The 20,514-nt window shown below is 61.7% G+C and carries 17 protein-coding genes and 2 pseudogenes; 12 read left to right on the top strand and 7 right to left on the bottom strand.

Going from position 1 to position 20,514, the window contains the following annotated elements; genetic code table 11:
• Positions 1-7: 7 nt before the first annotated feature.
• From ung to O3W47_RS14065, 4 genes are all read left to right on the top strand, one after another.
• On the top strand, positions 8-721 hold the full coding sequence (ung, locus tag O3W47_RS14080; protein WP_127757664.1) for a uracil-DNA glycosylase: 714 nt from the start codon (positions 8-10) through the stop codon (positions 719-721).
• 71 nt (positions 722-792) lie between these two features.
• A complete protein-coding gene (locus O3W47_RS14075) occupies positions 793-1,869 on the top strand; it encodes a siderophore-interacting protein (protein ID WP_127757663.1) in 1,077 nt (358 codons plus the stop codon).
• 163 nt (positions 1,870-2,032) lie between these two features.
• Positions 2,033-2,977: a VOC family protein gene (locus O3W47_RS14070; protein WP_269313987.1), complete on the top strand. Its 945-nt coding sequence runs from the start codon at positions 2,033-2,035 to the stop codon at positions 2,975-2,977.
• 241 nt (positions 2,978-3,218) lie between these two features.
• Positions 3,219-3,833 (top strand): alpha/beta hydrolase, encoded by a 615-nt coding sequence (locus O3W47_RS14065; RefSeq protein WP_269313986.1) that lies wholly within the window; start codon positions 3,219-3,221, stop codon positions 3,831-3,833.
• Between the two features lie 221 nt (positions 3,834-4,054).
• Here the strand turns inward: O3W47_RS14065 and O3W47_RS14060 are convergent, their stop codons facing one another.
• A complete protein-coding gene (locus O3W47_RS14060) occupies positions 4,055-4,639 on the bottom strand; it encodes a transglycosylase SLT domain-containing protein (protein WP_003522586.1) in 585 nt (194 codons plus the stop codon).
• 663 nt (positions 4,640-5,302) lie between these two features.
• On the opposite strand from O3W47_RS14060, the gene O3W47_RS14055 reads away from it, so the two are divergent.
• Positions 5,303-5,836, top strand: a complete 534-nt coding sequence (locus O3W47_RS14055) for a transglutaminase-like cysteine peptidase (protein WP_080850964.1) — start codon at positions 5,303-5,305, stop codon at positions 5,834-5,836.
• A gap of 52 nt (positions 5,837-5,888) precedes the next feature.
• On the opposite strand, the gene O3W47_RS14050 is transcribed toward O3W47_RS14055, so the two are convergent.
• Positions 5,889-6,776 (bottom strand): DMT family transporter, encoded by an 888-nt coding sequence (locus O3W47_RS14050; RefSeq protein WP_164865490.1) that lies wholly within the window; start codon positions 6,774-6,776, stop codon positions 5,889-5,891.
• Positions 6,777-7,017: 241 nt separating this feature from the next.
• Between O3W47_RS14050 and O3W47_RS14045 the strand changes: the two genes are divergently transcribed.
• Both O3W47_RS14045 and O3W47_RS14040 read left to right on the top strand, forming a co-directional pair.
• Complete coding sequence (locus tag O3W47_RS14045; protein ID WP_269313985.1) at positions 7,018-8,316, top strand: adenylosuccinate synthase; 1,299 nt, start codon at positions 7,018-7,020, stop codon at positions 8,314-8,316.
• Positions 8,317-8,386: 70 nt separating this feature from the next.
• A pseudogene (locus O3W47_RS14040) lies at positions 8,387-10,686 on the top strand (hypothetical protein).
• A gap of 440 nt (positions 10,687-11,126) precedes the next feature.
• Here O3W47_RS14040 and rpoH read toward each other — a convergent pair.
• The 3 genes and pseudogenes from rpoH to O3W47_RS14025 form a co-directional block, all read right to left on the bottom strand.
• Positions 11,127-12,029, bottom strand: a complete 903-nt coding sequence (gene rpoH / locus O3W47_RS14035; RefSeq protein ID WP_003522581.1) for an RNA polymerase sigma factor RpoH — start codon at positions 12,027-12,029, stop codon at positions 11,127-11,129.
• Between the two features lie 166 nt (positions 12,030-12,195).
• Positions 12,196-13,019 (bottom strand): annotated as a pseudogene (locus O3W47_RS14030) (class I SAM-dependent methyltransferase).
• Between the two features lie 274 nt (positions 13,020-13,293).
• The gene (locus tag O3W47_RS14025) at positions 13,294-14,316 is read right to left on the bottom strand and encodes an RluA family pseudouridine synthase (protein WP_065655536.1); all 1,023 of its coding nucleotides are present in this window, start codon (positions 14,314-14,316) and stop codon (positions 13,294-13,296) included.
• Positions 14,317-14,354: 38 nt separating this feature from the next.
• Here O3W47_RS14025 and O3W47_RS14020 point away from each other — a divergent pair, with 38 nt between their 5' ends.
• Positions 14,355-14,747, top strand: a complete 393-nt coding sequence (locus O3W47_RS14020; protein ID WP_137003945.1) for a hypothetical protein — start codon at positions 14,355-14,357, stop codon at positions 14,745-14,747.
• Positions 14,737-15,591 carry a TrmH family RNA methyltransferase gene (locus O3W47_RS14015; RefSeq protein WP_269313984.1) on the top strand — a complete coding sequence of 285 codons (855 nt, stop codon included), beginning with the start codon at positions 14,737-14,739 and terminating at the stop codon, positions 15,589-15,591. Before O3W47_RS14020 ends, O3W47_RS14015 begins: the two co-directional genes overlap by 11 nt.
• A 221-nt stretch (positions 15,592-15,812) precedes the next feature.
• On the opposite strand, the gene O3W47_RS14010 is transcribed toward O3W47_RS14015, so the two are convergent.
• Both O3W47_RS14010 and O3W47_RS14005 read right to left on the bottom strand, forming a co-directional pair.
• Complete coding sequence (locus O3W47_RS14010; RefSeq protein ID WP_269313983.1) at positions 15,813-17,042, bottom strand: hypothetical protein; 1,230 nt, start codon at positions 17,040-17,042, stop codon at positions 15,813-15,815.
• Positions 17,043-17,185: 143 nt separating this feature from the next.
• Positions 17,186-17,782 (bottom strand): DUF1134 domain-containing protein, encoded by a 597-nt coding sequence (locus O3W47_RS14005; RefSeq protein WP_003522931.1) that lies wholly within the window; start codon positions 17,780-17,782, stop codon positions 17,186-17,188.
• Between the two features lie 251 nt (positions 17,783-18,033).
• On the opposite strand from O3W47_RS14005, the gene chpT reads away from it, so the two are divergent.
• The 3 genes from chpT to O3W47_RS13990 all read left to right on the top strand — a co-directional run bounded on the left by chpT (position 18,034) and on the right by O3W47_RS13990 (position 20,491).
• The gene (gene chpT / locus O3W47_RS14000) at positions 18,034-18,681 is read left to right on the top strand and encodes a histidine phosphotransferase ChpT (RefSeq protein WP_003522930.1); all 648 of its coding nucleotides are present in this window, start codon (positions 18,034-18,036) and stop codon (positions 18,679-18,681) included.
• Positions 18,682-18,766: 85 nt separating this feature from the next.
• Positions 18,767-19,294, top strand: coding sequence for a GNAT family N-acetyltransferase (locus O3W47_RS13995; RefSeq protein ID WP_080815931.1), 528 nt, complete (start codon positions 18,767-18,769; stop codon positions 19,292-19,294).
• Positions 19,295-19,444: 150 nt separating this feature from the next.
• The gene (locus O3W47_RS13990; RefSeq protein WP_269313982.1) at positions 19,445-20,491 is read left to right on the top strand and encodes an alpha/beta hydrolase family protein; all 1,047 of its coding nucleotides are present in this window, start codon (positions 19,445-19,447) and stop codon (positions 20,489-20,491) included.
• Positions 20,492-20,514 lie beyond the last annotated feature (23 nt).

Below are 20,514 nucleotides of genomic sequence, written 5' to 3'. Positions count from 1 at the left end.
GGCGGGCATGGCAGAGGCAGGCGTCAAACTCGAAGACAGCTGGAAACGCGTTCTTTCCGGTGAGTTCGCCAGCCCCTACATGATCAAGCTGAAAGAGTTCCTGCTTGCCGAAAAGACCGCCGGCAAGCGCATCTTCCCCAGGGGTGCGGAATATTTCCGGGCGCTGGATCTCACGCCTCTCGATGAGGTCAAGGTCGTCATTTTAGGCCAGGACCCCTATCACGGGCTCGGTCAGGCGCATGGGCTGTGCTTTTCCGTCCAGCCCGGCGTGCGCATTCCGCCTTCGCTCGTCAATATCTACAAGGAATTGCAGAGCGATCTCGGCATTCGCCCGGTGGGTCACGGTTTTCTGGAAAGCTGGGCGAAACAGGGCGTGCTTCTGCTCAACAGCGTGCTGACGGTGGAAGAATCCCGCGCCGCCTCGCATCAGGGGCAGGGCTGGGAAAAGTTCACCGACGCCGTCATCCGCGCCGTCAACAACGAATGCGACCATGTCGTCTTCCTGCTCTGGGGTTCCTATGCCCAGAAGAAGGCGGCCTTCGTGGATCAGCGCAAGCACCTCGTGCTGCGCTCGCCGCATCCGTCCCCGCTTTCGGCCCATAACGGCTTTTTTGGCAATGGCCATTTTTCCAAGGCAAACGCCTTTCTCGTCTCCCATGGCCGCGATCCGATCGACTGGCAATTGCCGGAAACGGTGGGAAGCGACAAAAACCTTCTCTAGACACTCATAAAATATCTTTACGCTTTGCGGTTGTCGGGATTAAAGATAACCGGACTATGAAGTGAAGGATTATGCCCGTGTCTCTCCTGTCTGCCGAAACCTCCGTCTCGCTGCCCGATCCGCTGTCGATCGTCGATGCTTTCGAGGATCATTTTTCCGAGCATATGGAGATGGAACGCGAAGGTGCTACCGTGCGGTTCAAGACGGAATACGGCCATGGCAGCTTCAGCGCCGAGGGCGGCCGTTTCGCCGCAAGGGTGAGCTGCATTTCCGAACATATATTGATGTCGGTAAAGGCCATGGTGGCCGAGCATATCGTCGAATTCTCCGGCGAGACGGGGCTGGATTTTCGCTGGAGCGGCCATGGCGCGCAGCAGCGTGAGCTGCCCAATCTCTTCGTCGGCAAGGTTGCCCGCGCCTATAATCTGACGCCGCATATGCGCCGGCTGGTGGTTTCCGTCGAAAGCGGCATCGAAAGGCTGCTCTCCGGCGGCATGCATGTGCGCCTGCTTCTGGTGCCGGATCAGGCCCGCGCGCCGGTCTGGCCTTATCTTGCGCCCACCGGCGCCATCGTCTGGCCGGCGGGCGACGATCTTCTCACACGGCGTGTCTACACCATCCGGTCCGGCGATATCGCGCGCGGTGAAGTCGATATCGACTTCGTCATGCATGAGGGCGACCACATGCCGGGCGCGACCTTCGGCGCGACGGCGAAGCCCGGCGATGTTCTCGGCATCATCGGCCCGAGCGGCGTCTGCCCGGAAGCCGAGCGTTATGTCTTTGCCGGTGACGAGACGGCGCTGCCGGTGATGCTGCGCATGGCAGCCGAAATGCCGGCCCGGAAAAAGCTCAGCGTCTATGCCGAGATCGACGATGAAGCCGAGCGGCAGGAGATCGTCTGCGCGGCAAATGTCGAGTGGACATGGCTTTATCGCCGCGGCAAGCCCGCCGGCACATCCGGTCTCATCGAGAAGGCGTTGCGTGACCACGCCTGGAGCGCGGATCATGACGGCCTGCATGTCTTTGTCGCCTGCGAAAAATCCGAGGCGAGGGCGGCAAAATCCTTCCTCACCGACGAGATTGCTTTCCCGAAAGCATCGCTGCGCGCCGTCGGCTACTGGACTTTGGGCGTCGCCGACGATCATTAAACTGCCTTATCGGGCTCGTTGAACAGTCGGTTTTATCGTTCATCATTCGGGAACAATCCGTTCCCGTTGTCCACTCTATGCCTGAGAGCGCTGTTACCCCATCTTTACGCCATGAACAGGGCAGGCCCCAACCGTGAGGCCTGCCAGGCAAAAGGGGTTTATCATGCTCAACCAGATCAAGGGCCTGCACCACGTCACGTCCATGGCGGCGAGCGCGCGCCAGAACAACAGTTTTTTCACCGATACGCTCGGCCTGCGCCGGGTGAAGAAGACGGTCAATTTCGACGCGCCTGACGTCTATCATCTCTATTATGGCGATGAAGTCGGCACGCCCGGCTCCGTCATGACCTATTTTCCGTTCCCGCATATCGCCCGCGGCCGTCCCGGCACCGGCGAAGTGGGCACGACGCTGTTTTCCGTTCCGGAAGGATCGCTCGGCTACTGGCAGGACCGCCTTTCCAAGGCCGACGTGGACGGGTTGAAGGCCGATGAAGCCTTCGGCAACAAGCGCCTGCATTTCGCGGGTCCCGATGGCGACGGTTTCGCGCTGGTCGAGGTCAGGGACGACAACCGTGCGCAATGGATCGGCAATGGCGTCGGCGCGGATCAGGCGATCCATGGTTTTCAGGGTGCTTCGCTGCGTCTTCGCGATGAAGGTGCGACGGCCGAGCTTTTGAAATTCATGGGCTATCAGGAAGTGGATCGTCAGGACGGCGTTCTGCGCCTCGGCATTCCCGGCGGCAACGGTGCCGACTTCATCGACATCGAAACCATGCCGAATATTTCTGGCGCGCGGCTGGGCGCGGGGTCCGTGCACCACATCGCCTTTGCGGTCGAAAACCGTGAAAAGCAGCTGGAGGTGCGCAAGGCGCTGATGGATACCGGCTATCAGGTGACACCGGTGATCGACCGCGATTATTTCTGGGCGATCTATTTCCGCACGCCGGGCGGCGTGCTGTTCGAAGTGGCCACCAACGAACCCGGTTTCGACCGCGACGAGGACACCGCCCATCTCGGCGAGGCGCTGAAGCTGCCGAGCCAGCACGCGCATCTGCGCTCCGTGCTGGAAGAGCATCTGGAGCCGCTGGGGGACGAAAAGGCGGCTTAACCTCTCGATAGCGTTTGGCAGGACATTGCCGCGTCTTTCTTCTCCCCGTTTGGGGAGAAGGTGGCCCGAAGGGTCGGATGAGGGGGCAACGTTGCCGTATATCTCTACCCTTGCCCCCTCATCCCGCTGCCGCGACCTTCTCCCCGGCGGGGAGAAGAAGCAGGCGGCACCCGCTCGCTCCACATGGCTGAAGAAGCCGTGCGGAAGCCGTTAAACCTCTCCTTCCAGAAAGGATTATCCGATGAACAAGGACACCTATTTCCACAAATCCCGCGCCGGTGCCGCCGGTGCGCCGCTTTTCCTGGTGCTGCATGGCACGGGTGGCGATGAGAACCAGTTCTTCGACTTTGGCTCCCGTCTTTTGCCGCAGGCCACCGTCCTCTCACCCGTCGGCGATGTTTCCGAACATGGCGCGGCGCGTTTCTTCCGGCGCACGGGCGAGGGCGTTTACGACATGGTCGATCTTGCCCGGGCAACCGCGAAGCTGGCGGATTTCGTCAAGGCAAACCGCGAGCATTACCAGTCCGGACCAATCATCGGTCTCGGCTTTTCAAATGGCGCGAATATTCTCGCCAATGTGCTGGTCGAACAACCCGAGCTTTTCGATGCCGCAGTGCTGATGCATCCGCTTATCCCGTTCGAGCCGAAGATTTCCCCGGCAAAACCCACACGCCGGGTGTTGATCACGGCGGGAGAGCGGGATCCAATCTGCCCGGTGCCGTTGACGCAGGCGCTGGAAAAGAACCTTCAGGCGCAGGGTGGAACCGTGGAGACGGTATGGCATCCGGGCGGGCATGAAATTCGCTCCAGCGAGATCGATGCCGTGCGGGAATTTCTCTCGGTTTACGGGGAGTAATGCGCGTTGCCGTTATCGGCGTTCTACGTCCGATAGGTCAGGCTACGGCTTCGCATGGCAAAGCCTTGAACAAACTCGGCGTCATCCTTGGGCTTGTCCCAAGGATCTAAACACGTCAACAACATCGACACGTTGCAGATCCTCGGGACAAGCCCGAGGATGACGGAGGAGGTGTTTCGCAGTTCCGTCACGTTCCTAGATCAGCCTCGTCCCGCCCAGCCTCAGCGATATCCGCATTGCTGCAACTGCGCCTCGTAACGCAGCGCCATGTTGGCGGAGCGGCGGGCGGCCTTCTGGACCGCGGAATTGTTGCGCCAGCTGCCCTTGGCATAACCGGCATGGCCGGAATAATAAGCGAGGTAGAGATTATAGGGGTCGTTCAGCGAAATGCCGTTTTCGCGCCGGCTCTTGGCGTGATACCAGCCGACGAAGTGGATGGCATCGGTGAAATCGGTGCGGCTTGCCGACCAGCGGCCGGTTTCACGCTGGTAAACGCTCCATGTGCCGTCCAGCGCCTGTGCATAACCATAAGCGCTCGACTGGCGTGTCCAGGGAATGAAACCGAGAAGCTTGGTGCGCGGCGGGCGCGCATAGGGGCGGAAGGCGGATTCGGTATAGATCGTCGCCATCATGACAGGCACGGGCACGCCGAATTCGCGCTCGGCTGCTTTCGCATCGCGCCGCCAGTTGTTGAAGATGCCGTTCCGCTGTTCGAAAATCGCACAGGCATTGGTCACCTGCGACGGTGCGGTGGCGCAGCCGGCCAGAACGAGCATCAGAAAAACAACGGCAAATACGCCACGCATAACGGAACCCTTTCGTTCCGCTATTCTTAAATTGCTAACCATTAACGTCGGGTTTTAAGACAAGGTTAATTCAAATGCCGCCGATCGGCCCTCCGTTAACCCGCTGAAAATTCCTGTGGCCGGGATGGGGCGAAACCGCCTCCCGGGCGCCTTTTTTCAAGAGGCGTTCATCCCCGCGCGTCCACGGTCCCGCCGGCCCGGCTATACTTGGCAAATCCCGGTCATCAGGCGTGCGCACGGCGCAAGGTGGGCGGGGCAGGCGGCCGAAACCGGGGAGTTTCCCGATGTCACGGTTGAGGCGGCCGGCATGTGCCCATCCTCCAAACAGGAACCGGTTTGGCGGGCGGGTCATATGTTTCAAGCCGGGGCCGCATCGTCTGCAAACCCTGCAATACCCTTTGATACCCCCGCAGCGATGCGGCCCCTATATCGCTTCCCAACGTTGCCGCGGAATTCGCGGTGACGGTATCGGCGCATATTCGAAAAAAAGCGTCCGCTGTACAAAAATGAAAACCGATAAAATTGTAGCAATCGGCTTAAAGCGGCTGAAAACAGTGCTGTGCCATTGTGGGATCACAGACGGGGAGCGGCCCTTCAAAGAGGCGCTCCACACAACAGAAATCGAGACCGGCACAAGCCGGCGGATCGCAAACGGGGTATGAAATGCTGAAGAAGATTATTGCTGCCGCCATCTGCGGAATTGCCGTTGCTTCCATGTCCAATCATGCCGACGCGGCTGGCGCTGCCGGTTTTGCCCGCGGTTTTGCCGCCGTCGAGAAGTCTGCGGTGACGCAGATCGGTGTTTCCGCGCCGGGCGGTTTCGATGGCTGCGTTCTTTCCGCCGGCCAATGCGTCTCCACCATCGCCGCGCCGCTGACCGGTGAGCGCCGCGAGGAACTGCTGCGCGTCAACCGCGATGTGAACGCCACCATGGGCGCGCTCGACGATTATTTTTCCGGTTTTGCAACTGATGTTCCGGCAACGCCGTCGTTGAGCCTTGGCGATTGCGGTGACTGCGCCGCCATCAAGCGCACGGCCCTTGCCGGCGCCGGCTGGTCTTCCAGCGCGCTGCGCCTTGCCTTTTCGCTGAACAATGATGGATCGCTCGAAAAAGTGCTGATCGTCACCACCGACAAGGGCGATATCGTCCTCGGCAATGCCGTCTTTTCTCCGGCTGAGCGCGAAACCGCGCTTTAAGCCCATCTTTTCATGCCTGCCAGACTGCGCCGGTTTTCCTGATCCTGTTGGTTCAGGAAGCCGGCGATTTTTTTCGTTCCGCGACGGCAATGCCCGCCAGCGCCATGATGAGAGCGACGATCTGATAGGTATGCAGCGTCTCGCTGAGCACGATAACCGATAGCAGGGTGCCGAAGACGGGCACGAGGTTGATGAAGAGGCCGGCGCGGTTGGCGCCGATCTGCTCCACGCCCTTGATGTAGAGGATCTGCGCGATGAGCGACGCAAAAATGGCGGCATAGACCACCAGCACCCAGCCCTTCTGATCCGGCCAGACGACGCTGTCGCGCGACACTTCCCAGAAGACCAGCGGCACCGAGGTGATGAGGGCGAAGAAAGCGGGGATGGCCATCAGCGTGCGCCAGTCGACGGCCGGTTTCCAGCGCAGGATGACGGTGTAGATGGCATAGACCAGCACGGCGAGCAGCATGACGGCGTCGCCGACATTCATTTCCAGCTGCAGCAGCGAGACCGGGTCGCCGTGCGAGGCGAGCAGCGCCACGCCTGATATGGTGAGACAGAAGCCGACGATCTGGCCGAACAGCACGCGGGTGCGGAACAGGATGAAGTTCAGGACGAAGATGACCATGGGAATGCCGGCCTGAATGACGGCGGCATTGATGGCCGAGGTGTGCTGCAGGGCCGTGTAGAGAAACACGTTGAAGGCGGTGTAACCGACGCTGCCGAGCACGAAGAAATAGGGCAGGCGCTTTTTCACCACCGGCCAGTCCTTGATCAGCTGCGGCACGGAAATGGCGAAGATGATGGCGACGGCGAAGACCCAGCGCAGGAAGGTGAAGGCCATGGGGCTGATGTGGCCGACGGCGAGCTTGCCGGCAACGGTGTTGCCGCCCCAGCAGAGCGTGGCGATGATGAGGGCGATATAGGCTTTGGAGGACACGCTGATGTTTCGCTTCTTCACGGGGCGGGAAAACGGCTAAGGGGTGAATGGCGGTCTTGCGCCCGCGCCTGGCCCCCATGGGGCGAGATAATGCGGGAAATCCGCGCCTTGTCACGGAAAAAGCAAAATTCTCCATAAGAAACAGGGTCGCTTTCCGTAAAACAACACAGTATACATTCGCGGGTTTGGGTTTCCCATCGGGTTATCGGGCGCGCAAGCGCCATGAGCAGGAAAGCAAGAAATGACGAATGTTGTGGTGGTCGGCTCGCAATGGGGCGACGAAGGCAAAGGCAAGATTGTCGACTGGCTGTCCGAGCGGGCAGATGTCGTCGTGCGGTATCAGGGCGGCCATAATGCCGGCCATACGCTTGTCATCGATGGCATCAGCTACAAGCTTTCGCTTCTGCCGTCCGGCGTCGTGCGTCCCGGCAAGCTTGCCGTCATCGGTAATGGCGTCGTGGTCGATCCGCATGCGCTGATCGCCGAAATCGGCCGTCTGGAAGCGCAGGGCGTCAAGGTCACGCCGGAAAACCTGCGTATCGCCGACAATGCCACCCTCATTCTTTCGCTGCACCGCGAGCTGGACGGCATGCGCGAAGATGCCGCCTCCAACAGCGGCACCAAGATCGGCACCACCCGTCGCGGCATCGGCCCGGCTTACGAAGACAAGGTTGGCCGCCGCGCCATCCGCGTCATGGATCTGGCCGACATGGAGGCGCTTTCCGCCAAGGTTGACCGTATCCTCACGCATCATAATGCCCTTCGCCGTGGTTTCGGCGCGGCCGAAGTTTCGCATGAGACGATCATGGAGGAGCTGGGTTCGATTGCCGAGCGCATCCTGCCGTTCAGCGAAACCGTCTGGCTGCTGCTCGACAAGAAGCGCCGCGCCGGTGCGCGCATCCTGTTTGAAGGCGCTCAGGGCTCGCTGCTCGATATCGACCACGGCACCTACCCTTACGTGACCTCGTCCAACACGGTTGCCGGCCAGGCCGCCGCCGGCTCTGGCATGGGTCCGGGTTCGCTGGGTTACATTCTCGGCATCACCAAGGCTTATACCACCCGCGTCGGCGAAGGTCCGTTCCCGACCGAGCTGAATGACGAGATCGGCCAGTTCCTCGGCGAAAAGGGTCATGAATTCGGCACCGTCACCGGCCGCAAGCGCCGCTGCGGCTGGTTTGACGCCGCACTGGTGCGCCAGTCGGTCGCCACCAACGGTATTACCGGCATTGCACTCACCAAGCTTGATGTGCTTGACGGTCTCGATGAGCTGAAAATCTGCGTCGGCTACAAGCTTGACGGGCAGGAAATGGACCATCTTCCGGCCAGCCAGGGCGCGCAGGCGCGCGTCGAGCCGATCTACATCACGCTGGAAGGCTGGAAGGAATCTACCGTCGGTGCCCGAAAATGGGCGGATTTGCCTGCTCAGGCAATCAAATATGTCCGTCAGGTCGAGGAATTGATCGGGGCGCCTGTCGCACTTCTGTCGACAAGTCCGGAGCGTGACGACACCATACTTGTGACTGATCCGTTTGAGGACTAATGTCCTCGGCGATCTAGATTCATAAACCATATCGGGCCGGTACGTCGCCGGTCACGACGAGAAAGTGCTTATGGCGGATTTTGTAGCAGTCATTCGCAAGGCCGTGGATGGCTTGGCGAACAATACTCCCGAAAACCGGGCGAAGGTTTACGACAAGGCGCGCAGTGCGGTTGTGCGCCAGCTCGAGAATATGAAGCCACGTCCGCCGGAAGAATTGTTGCGCCGGCAGATCGCCAAGCTGGACGCCGCCATAGCCGAGGTGGACAGTGAATATGCCGAGGCGCTTCCGGCGCTGGAGGATGATGACGCTGTCTCTCCCGCTGCGGAAGAGACGGCGGCATCCTATTACGAGCAGGATGCTGCCGACGAAGACGAGGCCCGCGCCGCCGAGCCGGCAGAGGATGCCGACCGGGAAGAGGCGCGGCACGAGCCAGTCTACGAAGAGCCGGCATCCGCTGAACCCGCGCAATCGGAGCCGGCTTACGAAGACGCGGCCGAAGAGGAAGAGCCCCGGCACGCTGACGCCGCTGGCGATGAGGAGCCGCATCACGGCGACCGCGCGCCGGAAGAGCTTTATGATGCGCCGGAAACGGTTCATGCCGCTCCCGCCCCGGCACACGCTTCCGACGAAGCCGTCGGCACCTATTTCACACGGACGGACGAAGAGCCGGCTCACCAGCCGGAGCCTGAAACGGCGCTCGGCGCCGCCGATGATTCCGTTCCCTCCCATTGGGCGCAGCCGGTGGATGAGGATGACTGGCGCAAGCTCGATGAAGCGCAGGACGACGATGTGCGTCCGGCCGCCGAGGAATATGAAGAGGCTCACAACGAGACCGACGAACGTCCGCTCGTTGCCGGTTATGCCGCGCAGCATTACCAGGAACCGGAAGTAAGTTTCGAGCCCGCCCCTTACGAAAAGGATGAGCGGCGCGAGGCGGACGACCATTTCGGCCCCGCCGCCGTGGAGCATGCTCCGGCGTTTGGCGGTCGGCACGATTTTGACGACCATCGCCAGCCGCAAGAGCAGGCTCCGAAAAAGGCGGCCGTGGTCGAGGATTTCTCGTCCTATTTCCAGGATGCGGATATTGCCATTCCCGCCAAGGACGCGCCGGCGCTGCCGCGCGCGGATAACGATCTCTTCGGCGATCAGGCAGCGGCAAAGGATAACAAGGAACGCACGCCCTGGGACGATCTGGACGAGCTGATCGGTTATGACGGCGCGTCGTCCTCCACCCCCGTCAGGCTTCGGGCGAAACGAATGGCGTCGGCGCTGCCGCCGCGACGCCCGCCTATATGGTCAAGAAGAAGCCGCGCCGCAATTATGCGTCGCTGGTTCTGGCCCTTGTCGGCGTGGCGCTGCTTGCCGGCGGCGGTTATGCCGTGTGGATGAACCGCGATGCGCTGAACGATATGGTCGGCGGGCTGGTCAGCTCCGCACAGAACGGCGGCACCAGCCAGACGGCTTCGAACGGCACGGGTGAGGCGCAGACCTCGACACCGCCGGCGACCCAGCAGCCGCCTGCCACGGGGCAGCAGCCGACAACCCCGACCAACCATCAGACCCCGACCCATGGCGATGACGGCTCCGTCACCGGCACCAAGTTCACCCAGCGGCTTCTGGCCGACGGCACCGAGCGTGACGAAGGACCTGCCGCCGGGGCGAACGGCCAGCCGGTCACCGCCGAAGGCCAGTCGGTTTATGAGCAGAATGTCGCGCCGCCGCCCGCTGGCGAGGCTCCGGCCAATAATGCCGGTGCGCCCGCCGGAACGCCTGCCGGCACGCCGCCGGCGCAGCAGCCCGCCGCCGCTTCCGGCGACCGCATGTTCCTTTATGAGGAAGTGCTGGGCCAGACGGTGCCGACCGCCATTCAAGGCAGTGTTTCCTGGTCGCTGCAGCAGGAAAATGACGGTGAGGGCAAGCCTTCTCCGACCGTGCAGGGCCAGATCACCGTTCCCGGCCGTGGCCTCAGCGCGCTGATCACCTTCAAGCGCAATACCGACCCGTCGCTGCCGGCCAGCCATCTGATCGAGATCGTCTTCTCGGTTTCGCCCGGCTTCGAAGGCGGCGCTATCGACAGCGTCCAGCGCATCGCGATGAAGAGCACCGAGCAGGATCGCGGCAACGCGCTGATCGCGGTTCCGGCCAAGATCACCGACGATTTCCACATGATCGCGCTCAACGACTTCCCGGATGCGATGAAGACCAATCTGGAGCTTCTGAAGAGCCGCAACTGGATCGATATTCCGGTGTCCTATCGTAACGGTCGCCGTGCGCTGCTGACCCTGCAAAAGGGCAATGACGGCATCGCCGCCTTTGACAAGGCGCTTAGCGAATGGGCGGCGGCGGCACCTGCTGCCGGCGGTCAATAAGGATTGAAAGGGCGGCTCGGGTCGCCCTTTTCGTTATATGGCTACGGCGGTGTCTTTGCGTTTGTCGGGTGATGGGTGGGTTAGTTGGTGCTGGTGGGTGTGGCTCACCCCCTCTGCCCTGCCGGGCATCTCCCCCACAAGGGGGAGATCGATATGCCGCGAGGTCTCGACCAACTCAACGGTCGAGGATGAAGCGGCGGTAGAACGTCTTGCCGATCTCCCTCCTTGTGGGGGAGATGCCCGGCGGGGGAGAGGGGGTAAGCGGCATCCCCGAAGCATGGATATTTTTCCTGCCGGTTTTCCTCCAGCGCAATCGCCGGTCTCGGACGGCAGGCCATTTCCAGTCGTCAGCCTTTTACCAACAAAAAATCCCCGGCCGAGGGCCGAGGATGATCCATGGCACGGACGCAAAACTGCTCCGCACTTTTGCTGGATATGCTTTACGCATCCACCACGCGCAAGGCGCGCGCAGCTTCCAGCGCTTCCTTCTGCACCGCTTCCTGCACCTTCTCGAAGGCGCGAACCTCGATCTGGCGCACGCGTTCGCGGCTGATGTCGAACTCGGAGGAAAGTTCCTCCAGCGTCACCGGGTCTTCGGCAAGCCGGCGGGCTTCGAAGATGCGGCGTTCGCGGTCGTTCAGCACGCCCATGGCTTTCGCCAGCATGCGGCGGCGGGTTTCCAGCTCGTCCTGTTCGATCAGAACGTCTTCCTGGCTGTCATGGTCGTCCACCAGCCAGTCCTGCCATTGGCCGGACTCGCCTTCGGATGCCTTGATCGGCGCATTCAGCGAGGCGTCGCCATGCAGGCGGCGGTTCATCGAGATGACTTCTTCTTCCGACACCTGAAGCTTCGTCGCGATTTCCTTGACGTGCTCCGGCTTCAGATCGCCATCGTCGATTGCCTGGATGCGGCCCTTCAGACGGCGCAGGTTGAAGAACAGGCGCTTCTGGTTGGCGGTCGTGCCCATCTTCACCAGCGACCAGGAGCGCAGGATATATTCCTGGATCGAGGCCTTGATCCACCACATGGCATAGGTGGCGAGACGGAAACCGCGTTCCGGATCGAACTTCTTTACCGCCTGCATCAGGCCGACATTGCCTTCGGAGACGACTTCGCCGATGGGCAGGCCGTAACCGCGATAACCCATGGCGATCTTGGCCACGAGACGCAGGTGGCTGGTGACGAGCTTATGCGCGGCGTCGCGGTCGCCATGCTCGGCATAACGCTTGCCAAGCATGTATTCTTCCTGCGGCTCCAGCATCGGAAATTTACGGATTTCGTCGAGATATCTATTGAGACCGGCTTCGCCGGCTGTAATCGTAGGCAAACTATTGCGGGCCATAAAGCACCCCCTTATCTATGGTCTGGAACGGCACCCTCTTTGATCGGCGACTGACCCGCCGGAGGCACACCGTAAGCTGCGGGTCGTTACCGACCCCGCACGAACCCATGTGACAGATATGTACGCGCCCGCCGCGTTTCAAGCGAACGCTGCGTTCACACATGCGTTATGTTCCAGTGACACCTTCTTTGACCTGTTTAACTTTCGAACGGTAGATTCGTTCCGAAAAACCGCCGAGGCCGGAGCGCACCATCAGCTCATACATCACCCGCCGGCGCATGGGATTGTGCAGGCGCACAACCTTGGAGCCAAGGAACTGCGTCTCGACATGGGCAAGCGCCTGCAGATCGGGATCGGCGGCAATCGCGTCCGCATAGGTCGCGTGAAATTCCCGGCGGCAGACATAGGTTTTGTATTTCGTCATGCCGAAGCAGACGAGGCTGTGGCCGTGGGTGCGCAGGAAATCGGCGACGCCGACCGTCACCTCCGGCCAGGCGGGGTTGAAGGTGTCGTCGAAGACGATGACGCCATGCGGCGCGATCACCTCCATCGCCAGTTTCGCATCGGCCAGCACGTGGTGCAGGTTGTGGCCGCCATCGATGCTGAAGAAGCGGGCGGGACCGATGCGGGAGGTGATATCGGCGGGCGCCAGCTGCGTGCTGTCGCCCCTGATGATCAGCTCTTCATCCATGGCGAAACCCAGCCGGCGGCCGTTTTCCATCAGGCGTTCATATTGGTCGAGGCTGCCATCTTCGGGCGGATCGAGATCGAAGAGATCGACGCCCAGCACCTTTCCTGCCTCCCGGCGAATTTGCGCAGCAGGAAATAGGAGCGGCCGTAATAAACGCCGATTTCCGCCATGCCGCCATGGAGGCCGCTTTTTGTCTGGGCCTGCAACAGCGCCTTGAAGACGAGCGCATCGGGCGGGTCGATATAGCCTTCGACGCTGCGCAACTCCTGAAAGATAAACCGGCGGTCTTCGATATTCATGCGATAGATCCCGTCATCATGCCGGTTCCGTTCGGGGGCGGATCGAACGGATGGCGTCCCTGCGGTTTTATTTGGCAGACTTGAAATCGGCACGGTTTAACGGCGGCGATTTCAGGCTTTGCGGGGCCGAGGAGGTGTGACGATTGAAGCGAAATTGGGGCGGTCTATAAAAAGGACCGACTGCGGAATATCGCTATCCGCTAATCTTTTTTTATTATCCGGGGCTTCCGGCGAAATACATGGCGCAGTTTTTTTGACCGCGCCATGCAGGTTTTCAGCCACGCAATGCGGCGGTCAGCGCTTCCATGTCATCCGGCAGGTCGGTTTCGAATTCCATCACCTCGCCGGTGCGCGGATGTTCGAAAGCGAGCAGATAGGCATGCAGGGCCTGGCGCGGAAAGCCTCTGACGGTGCTTTTGGCCGGTTCTTCGAGAAGGTTCGCCTTGGTGCGGAAGGCCGCGCCATATTCGGGATCGCCGATCAGCGGATGGCCGATATGGGCCATGTGAACGCGGATCTGGTGGGTGCGGCCGGTTTCCAGCCGGCATTCCACCATGGAGGCGAGGCAGGTGGCGTCCGGCCGTTCATGGTAACGCTCCATCACCTCGTAATGGGTGATCGCCTCGCGGGCATCGTCCGAATCCTCGTGCTTGACGGCGCGTTTGGTGCGGTCGGCGCTGCGGCCGAGTGCGGCGTCGATGGTGCCGCGCAGGGTGCGCGGGCGGCCCCAGACAACGGCCTTGTAGGCGCGCTCCAGCGGCCCGGTGCGGCCATGATCGGCAAATTGCGCGGCGAGATGGCGGTGGGCATTGTCGTTCTTCGCCACGACCATGACGCCGGAGGTTTCCTTGTCCAGCCGGTGCACGATGCCCGGCCGCCTGACGCCGCCAATGCCGGAGAGGCTGTCGCCGCAATGGTGGATGAGGGCGTTGACCAGCGTGCCGGTCCAGTTGCCGGCGCCCGGATGCACGACGAGACCGGCGGGCTTGATGAGCACGATCAGGTCTTCATCCTCATATTCCACGTCGAGCGGAATGTCCTCGCCCTTGGGTTCCGGGTCTTCCGGCTCGGGCATGACGATTTCGATGCGGTCCTTCGGATGCACCTTCTTTTTCGGCTCCGTCACCGGCTGGCCGTTGATGGAGACCGCGCCCTGCTCGATCAGCGCTTTCAAGCGGCTGCGGGAGAAGTCGCCGCCCACTTCGCCTGCCAGCCAGGAATCGAGACGGCCTTCGGCATCTTCCCCGGCAATCAGGACTTTCCTTGCGTCTCCGCCTTGTTTAAAGGGGTCGTTCATTCTTATTTTTCCGATCCATCAGCATTTCAGGGAACCCGATGACGCAGATCGAGCAAGACGAACAGGAAGACAAGCCGCTTGATCCGGCCATGGAAAAAGTTCGCCGCAAGATGATCCGTTTGCAGATCGTGTCGGGCTCCGTGATGTTTATCAGCCTTATGGCCGTCTTCGGTGCGGTTGTCTACAAGGCGATGGGGCCGTCGAAGGCGGTTCAGACGCAGGGCGAAGCGCCGAACCTGGCCGTTCCCACCGGCAACGGGCCGCTGGCCGTCACCGCCAGCCTGCCGCAGGGCTTCACGATCGACAATGTCAGCTATTCCGGCGGCGACATGCTGTTTTACGGCCGGCTCGCCAACGGCACCCGCAAGGCGCTGGTCTTCAACGTCGCGGCCGGCCGGTTCCTTGCCGATGTGACGGTCGATGGCCAGTGAGGCCAATAAGCTGCTGGACGGGCGGGCATTGATCCCGGTCGAGGACCCGGCCGATCCGCGCATCGCCGCCTTTCGCGATATTCGCGAGCGCGACCTGACCGGGCGGCAGGGCCGCTTCATTGCCGAAGGCACGGTGGTGCTGCGCATGCTGGCCGCCGCCCATAAAGCGGGCGGCGCCTTTGCGGCCGAGAGCATTCTCATCCTCAGAAACCGGCTTTCGGGCGTCGCGGATATCCTTGCCGATTTCCCGCCGGATGTGCCGGTTTATGTGGCGGAAGCGCCGGTGCTGGATGGCATCGTCGGGTTCCACCTGCATCGCGGCATTCTGGCGCTTGGGCGACGGGTTCAGGATCGCGGACTGCAGGAGATGACGGCGGCACTTCCTGCCTCGTCGCTGGTGCTGGTCGGCTGCGGCATTTCCAATCACGATAATCTGGGTGCGATGTTTCGCAATGCGGCGGCGTTTTATGCCGATGCGGTGTTGCTGGACGAGACGTGCTGCGATCCGCTTTATCGCAAGGCGCTACGCGTTTCCGTCGGCTCGGTGCTTTCGGTTCCCTGGCATCGCGGCGGCGGGGCGGTGGCGATGCTGGAGCGGCTTTCCGAGGCCGGTTTTGCTATCTGGAGCCTTTCGCCGGGTGGCGAGACCGAGATTCGCGATATTCCCCGGTCCGAGCGCATGGCGCTGGTGATTGGCACGGAAGGCGAGGGGCTGCCGCAATCGGTGCTCTCGCGGTTCCATACGGCGCTGATTGCGCAGTCGCCGCAGCTGGATAGCCTGAATGCGGGCACGGCTTCGGGGCTGGCGCTTTATCAGATGGCGGGGGTTATGGGGCGGGTTTAGGGGTTTCCGCAGCATATGCGGCTCACCCCCCTCTGTCCTGCCGGACATCTCCCCCTCAAGGGGGAGATCGACTCGTGGTTAGGTCTCGCCCATGTCAATGTTTGCGAATGGAGCGGTGCAAGTGCCTCCTGCCGATCTCCCCCTTGAGGGGGAGATGCCCGGCAGGGCAGAGGGGGTAAGCCGCACACTCAACGCGAGGTACAACCACACCCGTTGAGGGCCTAATGTTCCCGCTTCTCCATCACCACCTTCGCCCGCTTCGCAAGGCTCTCCCGCGCCGATGAGCCGGAGGCCTTGGCAAGCAGCCCAGGAATCGGCGATTTCTCGCCCTCCTGCGCCGCCGTGAGCGCGATCATCTCGGCGGCGATCCTTGCGATTTCGCGGCGGATGGGTTCGTCATTGCCGGTGCCGCGCACGTTCAGCAGGCGTTCGGTGAGCGCGGTGCCCTGATTGCGGATATCCTCGATTTCCTGCTCCAGACCTTGCGACGCCGCTGGCTCCGTCACGACCGGAGGGGCCGGCTCCTCTGCGGCCATCGCCGGTGCCGCCTCTTCTTCGGCGGCGGGTGCGGTTTCAAGCGCGGCGGATGGGGCGGGGGCCGCCGGTTGCGATGGGCTAACCGTTTTCTCGACCGGCACGGCAGGGTTCGGCAGGCGGATGATCATGTCGTTGGCGCGGCCGCCGGTTGCGGCAAGCTGTTCCTTGAGGCGGGCGACTTCCTGGTTGCGCAGCGTCAGCATCGTGTCGAGATCGGCATTTTTCGCCATGACGGTCGCGACCTGTTCCTCGAGCCGGGTGACCTTGCGGCTTTCGCGCGCAACCGCCGTCATCGCCTCCTTGTTGCGGGCCGCCACATCCTGCAATTCGCGGGTCGCGGTCTCGCCTTCCTTGCGGAAACGCGTGGCGCTCTGCTTGGCCTGCTCGGCTTCCAGATCGCGGGTGGCGGCAAGGATTTTCGAATCATCCAGCTCGCGCGTCAGATTGGTGAGGCGGGCGGTGAGATCGGACATCTGGCCGGCGCGCTCGTTGGCGGCCTGCTCCTGTTGTGCGAGGTTCGCCTGTACGACGCCGGCGTGTTCTTCGGCGGCATCGAGGGCCGCGCGCAATTCGCCGATTTCCAGCGTCAGCTCCTCGATTTTCAGGGAGAAGCTGCGGTTCTGTTCGCCCAGCCGATAGGCATCGCTGGAGGCGGCCTCGTTGGCGAGACGCAGCGAGGTATTCTTTTCCCGTTCCGTATCCAGTTCCTGGCGGACCTTGGCGTTTTCGGCGGCGTAGAGCGCACGCGCCATGTCCTTCTGGGCGCGCACTTCCTGCGGGCTGATGGGCATTGTCGCGCGTATGCGGTTTTCCGTATAGGCGACGATGCGGCGGTGGATCGCGGGTGCGATCAGCAGGGCCAGCAGGGTTGCGGTGAGAAAACCCAATCCGAAGAGAATGGCATATTCGATCACGCGGGACAGTCTCCGAAACTCAGATACGCGCGCATTCGGAAAGAGGGGCGCGAAAGCACGTTACGCTATTATTGCAACCGTGGGGAGGGGTGTCGCACCGTCAAAACCGGCCCGTTATTTCCTCCCGCCCCGGCTTTAGCGAATCAGAAGGGGTTCCAGGTCGGCTGCTGGGTGAGCTTCAGGTAACCGACATTGATGCCGAGGCGCGCGCCGATGCCGGTGCGGATGGGGGCAAGCGTCACGTCGCTGCTCTTCAGATAGGTCATGCCCACGCCGGCGACGATGAAGGCGGAGCCGCTCACACCACCGTAACGGCGGTAAAGCGCATCGACGGAGGGCAGGTTGTAGACCAGCATCATGGCGCGGGTGCCCTGGCCGCCATAATCGAGGCCGAGGGAGGGCCCCTGCCAGAAGACGGGGTGCTGGCCGGCATTCTTGGTGTAAAGCGTGCCTTCGCCATAGGTGAGGCCCGCGACGAAGGCGCCGGAGCCTTCCTGGCCGAGAATGTAACCGTTCGGAAGACCGTATTGCTGGAAGGCGCGCTCCACCACCTTGGCAAGGCCGCCGGTGGTTTCACCGAAGAATCCGTGGCCTGCATCCACGACTTCCTGGAAAGAATATTGATCGCTGTTCTGGGCCGCGGCCGGTGCGACCCATATCAGGAGGCTCGCAAGGAGCGCGACGATCTTTCCCAGTCCGAGGCGTGCAATGGTGCGGGTTTTCGTAAGGCGCATCGTCATGTCCGTCCGTCTGTTTCGTTAGCGCATCGGTTCGAAAATCCGAATCGGTTTTCGAAAGGGCCGATGCGCAGAGTCAAAGTTCTACAGCATGTTTCGCGCATCCTTGCGGATACACGGGGCTCCAGTGTGGCCTGTTAAGGCATTTGGCATTTTGAAACCATCCTATTAACAATCGGTTTACCAAATATGGTGTCATTATGGCTTAACAATTTCCACACCGTCCGCGCCTCCCTTGCGCAGGAGAGAATTTTATGACGAGCAAACTCAATATCACGCTGTCCGGTCCCGATCTGGCGGCTCTTCTGTGCAGCCGTGTGTGCCATGATGTTATTTCTCCTGTCGGCGCCATCAATAACGGCCTCGAACTTTTGGACGAGGGCGGCACGGATGACGATGCGCTCGATCTCATCCGCACGTCAGCCCTTAACGCATCCGTGCGGCTGAAGTTCGCCCGCCTTGCTTTCGGCGCTTCCGGGTCTGCCGGCGCGTCCATCGACACCGGCGAGGCCGAAAAGGCCGCCCAGGATTTCGCCGCCGCTGAAAAGAAGGCGGAGGTGAGCTGGAACGGCCCGCGCGCCATCGTTGCGAAGAATCGTGTCAAACTTCTGCTCAACCTTTTCCTCGTGGCTTATGGCGCCATTCCGCGCGGCGGCAATGTGGATGTGCTGCTGGAAAGCCCCGACGGCGACGCCAGGTTCGAAATCACCGTCAAGGGCCGGATGATGCGCGTGCCGGCCAAGTTCGTGGAAATTTACGAAGGCAGGCTGGAAGAGGCGGTCGACGCCCATTCCGTTCAGCCCTATTACACGCTGCTTCTGGCCGAGGAGGCCAATATGGCGGTGGAATACAAGGTGCATGACGACCGCATCGTGTTTACCGCCAAGACGGTTGCCGAGTGACCGTTCAATCGCCGATCTGAATTTGTGAAAGGGCCGGGACCGCGTCTGCCGACGCGCCGGCCTTTTCCGTTTGAGGAGCATGTTCATGACCCGTCTGACAACCGCTCGCCTTGTCCTGCGGCCGCATGCCATCGCGGATGAAGCGCTTTATCGCGCCTTCTGGGGCGCGGATGTTCCGCAGATCGAAGGGGTCGTATCGATTGCGCCGCTGGACCCGGAACTCGCCTTCGCCCGGCTTTTGCGTTTTCTGGGCCATTGGTCCGCTTTTGGCTTCGGCCCCTTTGTGGTGGAAGAGCTTGCCACGGGGCGCATCGTGGGCGAGGTGGGTTTTGCCCATATGCGCCGTGGCAACGGTGAGGATTTCGACGGCGTGCCCGAGGCGATGTGGAAAATCGACGGGGCGCTGGTGGGCAAGGGTGTCGCGACTGAGGCGGTGGAGGCGGCGCTGCGATGGTTCGACGGTCGCGGGATTTCGCAGCGGACCGTCTGCATGATCAATCCGCTCAACAGTCCGTCGCTGGCCATAGCCGCCCGATTCGGCTTCCGGCCATTTCGCGATACGGCGTTCCGCGACAGCCCCGTTCGGCTTTTCGAGCGGATCGCGGATATCTAGAGCATTTCCAGTAAGAGTGTGACGCGGGTTTCTCCAGCGCCCGGTGTTGCTGTCTCGAATCGCGTTTCAGGACGACCTGAAACCTGTTTGAGGTCTCGGCGGGCGGCGGATTGAACCAGGAGTTGGTCCATATCAACTCCGGAGCATCCCATGCGCTATCTTCTTCTGGCGGTCATCGTCATTTTTTCCACTGTCCAGTCCGCAACGGCGGAAAGCGGCATCGGTTTTAAACAGATCGAATTGCCGGATGAGGCCGGTTCGAGAACGCTAGCCGTTTCATTGTGGTACCCGGCCGCGCCGTCGGGCAAAAGCGAGATCGTCGGCGAAAATGCCGCCTTTTACGGCCTTGAGGTTCAACCGGGCGCTTCCCTTCTTGACGGTTCACGTCCTCTCATATTGCTGTCGCACGGTTTCGGCGGAAGCTGGCGCAATCTGAACTGGATTGCCGGTGAGCTTGTGCGGGAAGGTTATGTCGTGGCCGCCCCGGATCACGGCGGCGAATCGTTCACCGAAGAAAATGCGACCGAGATCGTTCCATTGTGGGAGCGGCCGCGCGACATCAGCAGAACGCTGACCGCATTGCTCGGCGATGACCGATTCGCCGGCAGCATCGACGCGACGCGCATCGCCGTAATCGGCCATTCCCTCGGCGGCTGGACCGCAATGGAGCTGGTTGGCGCGCGATACAGCGCCGATCTTGCCCTGAAGGATTGCCGCGGGGAGAAGCGCCCGCCGCAATGCAAGGCTCCGCGGCTGCTCGCCAAAGTCGGGGTTGTCGGTAACGGCAGGGCCGATCCGCGGCTTTTGATGGATTTGAAGGATACCCGCATCCGCGCCGCCATTGCGCTCGATCTCGGGCCGGCCGCCGGTTTCCTGCCGGAGACGCTGCAAGCCGTAGGCGTGCCGGTTCTGGTTCTGGCCGCGGGTGTGGAAACACCGGAGATCGCCGCCATCAAGGCCGATTCCGACTATATCGCCCGGCATCTGCCAAAGGCGACGACCATTTATCGGGAAATACCGGATGCCAGCCATTTCAGCTTCATGCAGATTTGCAGGCCGAACGGCGAAAAGATCGTGGAGGAGCTTTCACCGGGCGAAGGTTTCGTCTGCCGGGATGGCGGCGGCAGGGACCGCGCGGCCATCCATGCGCAGATCGCGGAGGCAATCCTCGGCTTTCTGAAAGCGGAAATGCGCTAGGTCGGATTTTCCGGACGCCTCGC

Source organism: Agrobacterium sp. LMR679 (assembly GCF_027157905.1).
Classification (GTDB): Bacteria; Pseudomonadota; Alphaproteobacteria; order Rhizobiales; family Rhizobiaceae; genus Agrobacterium; species Agrobacterium leguminum.
Note: the sequence above shows the minus strand (reverse complement) of the source record. Positions and strands in the feature narration are given on the sequence as shown.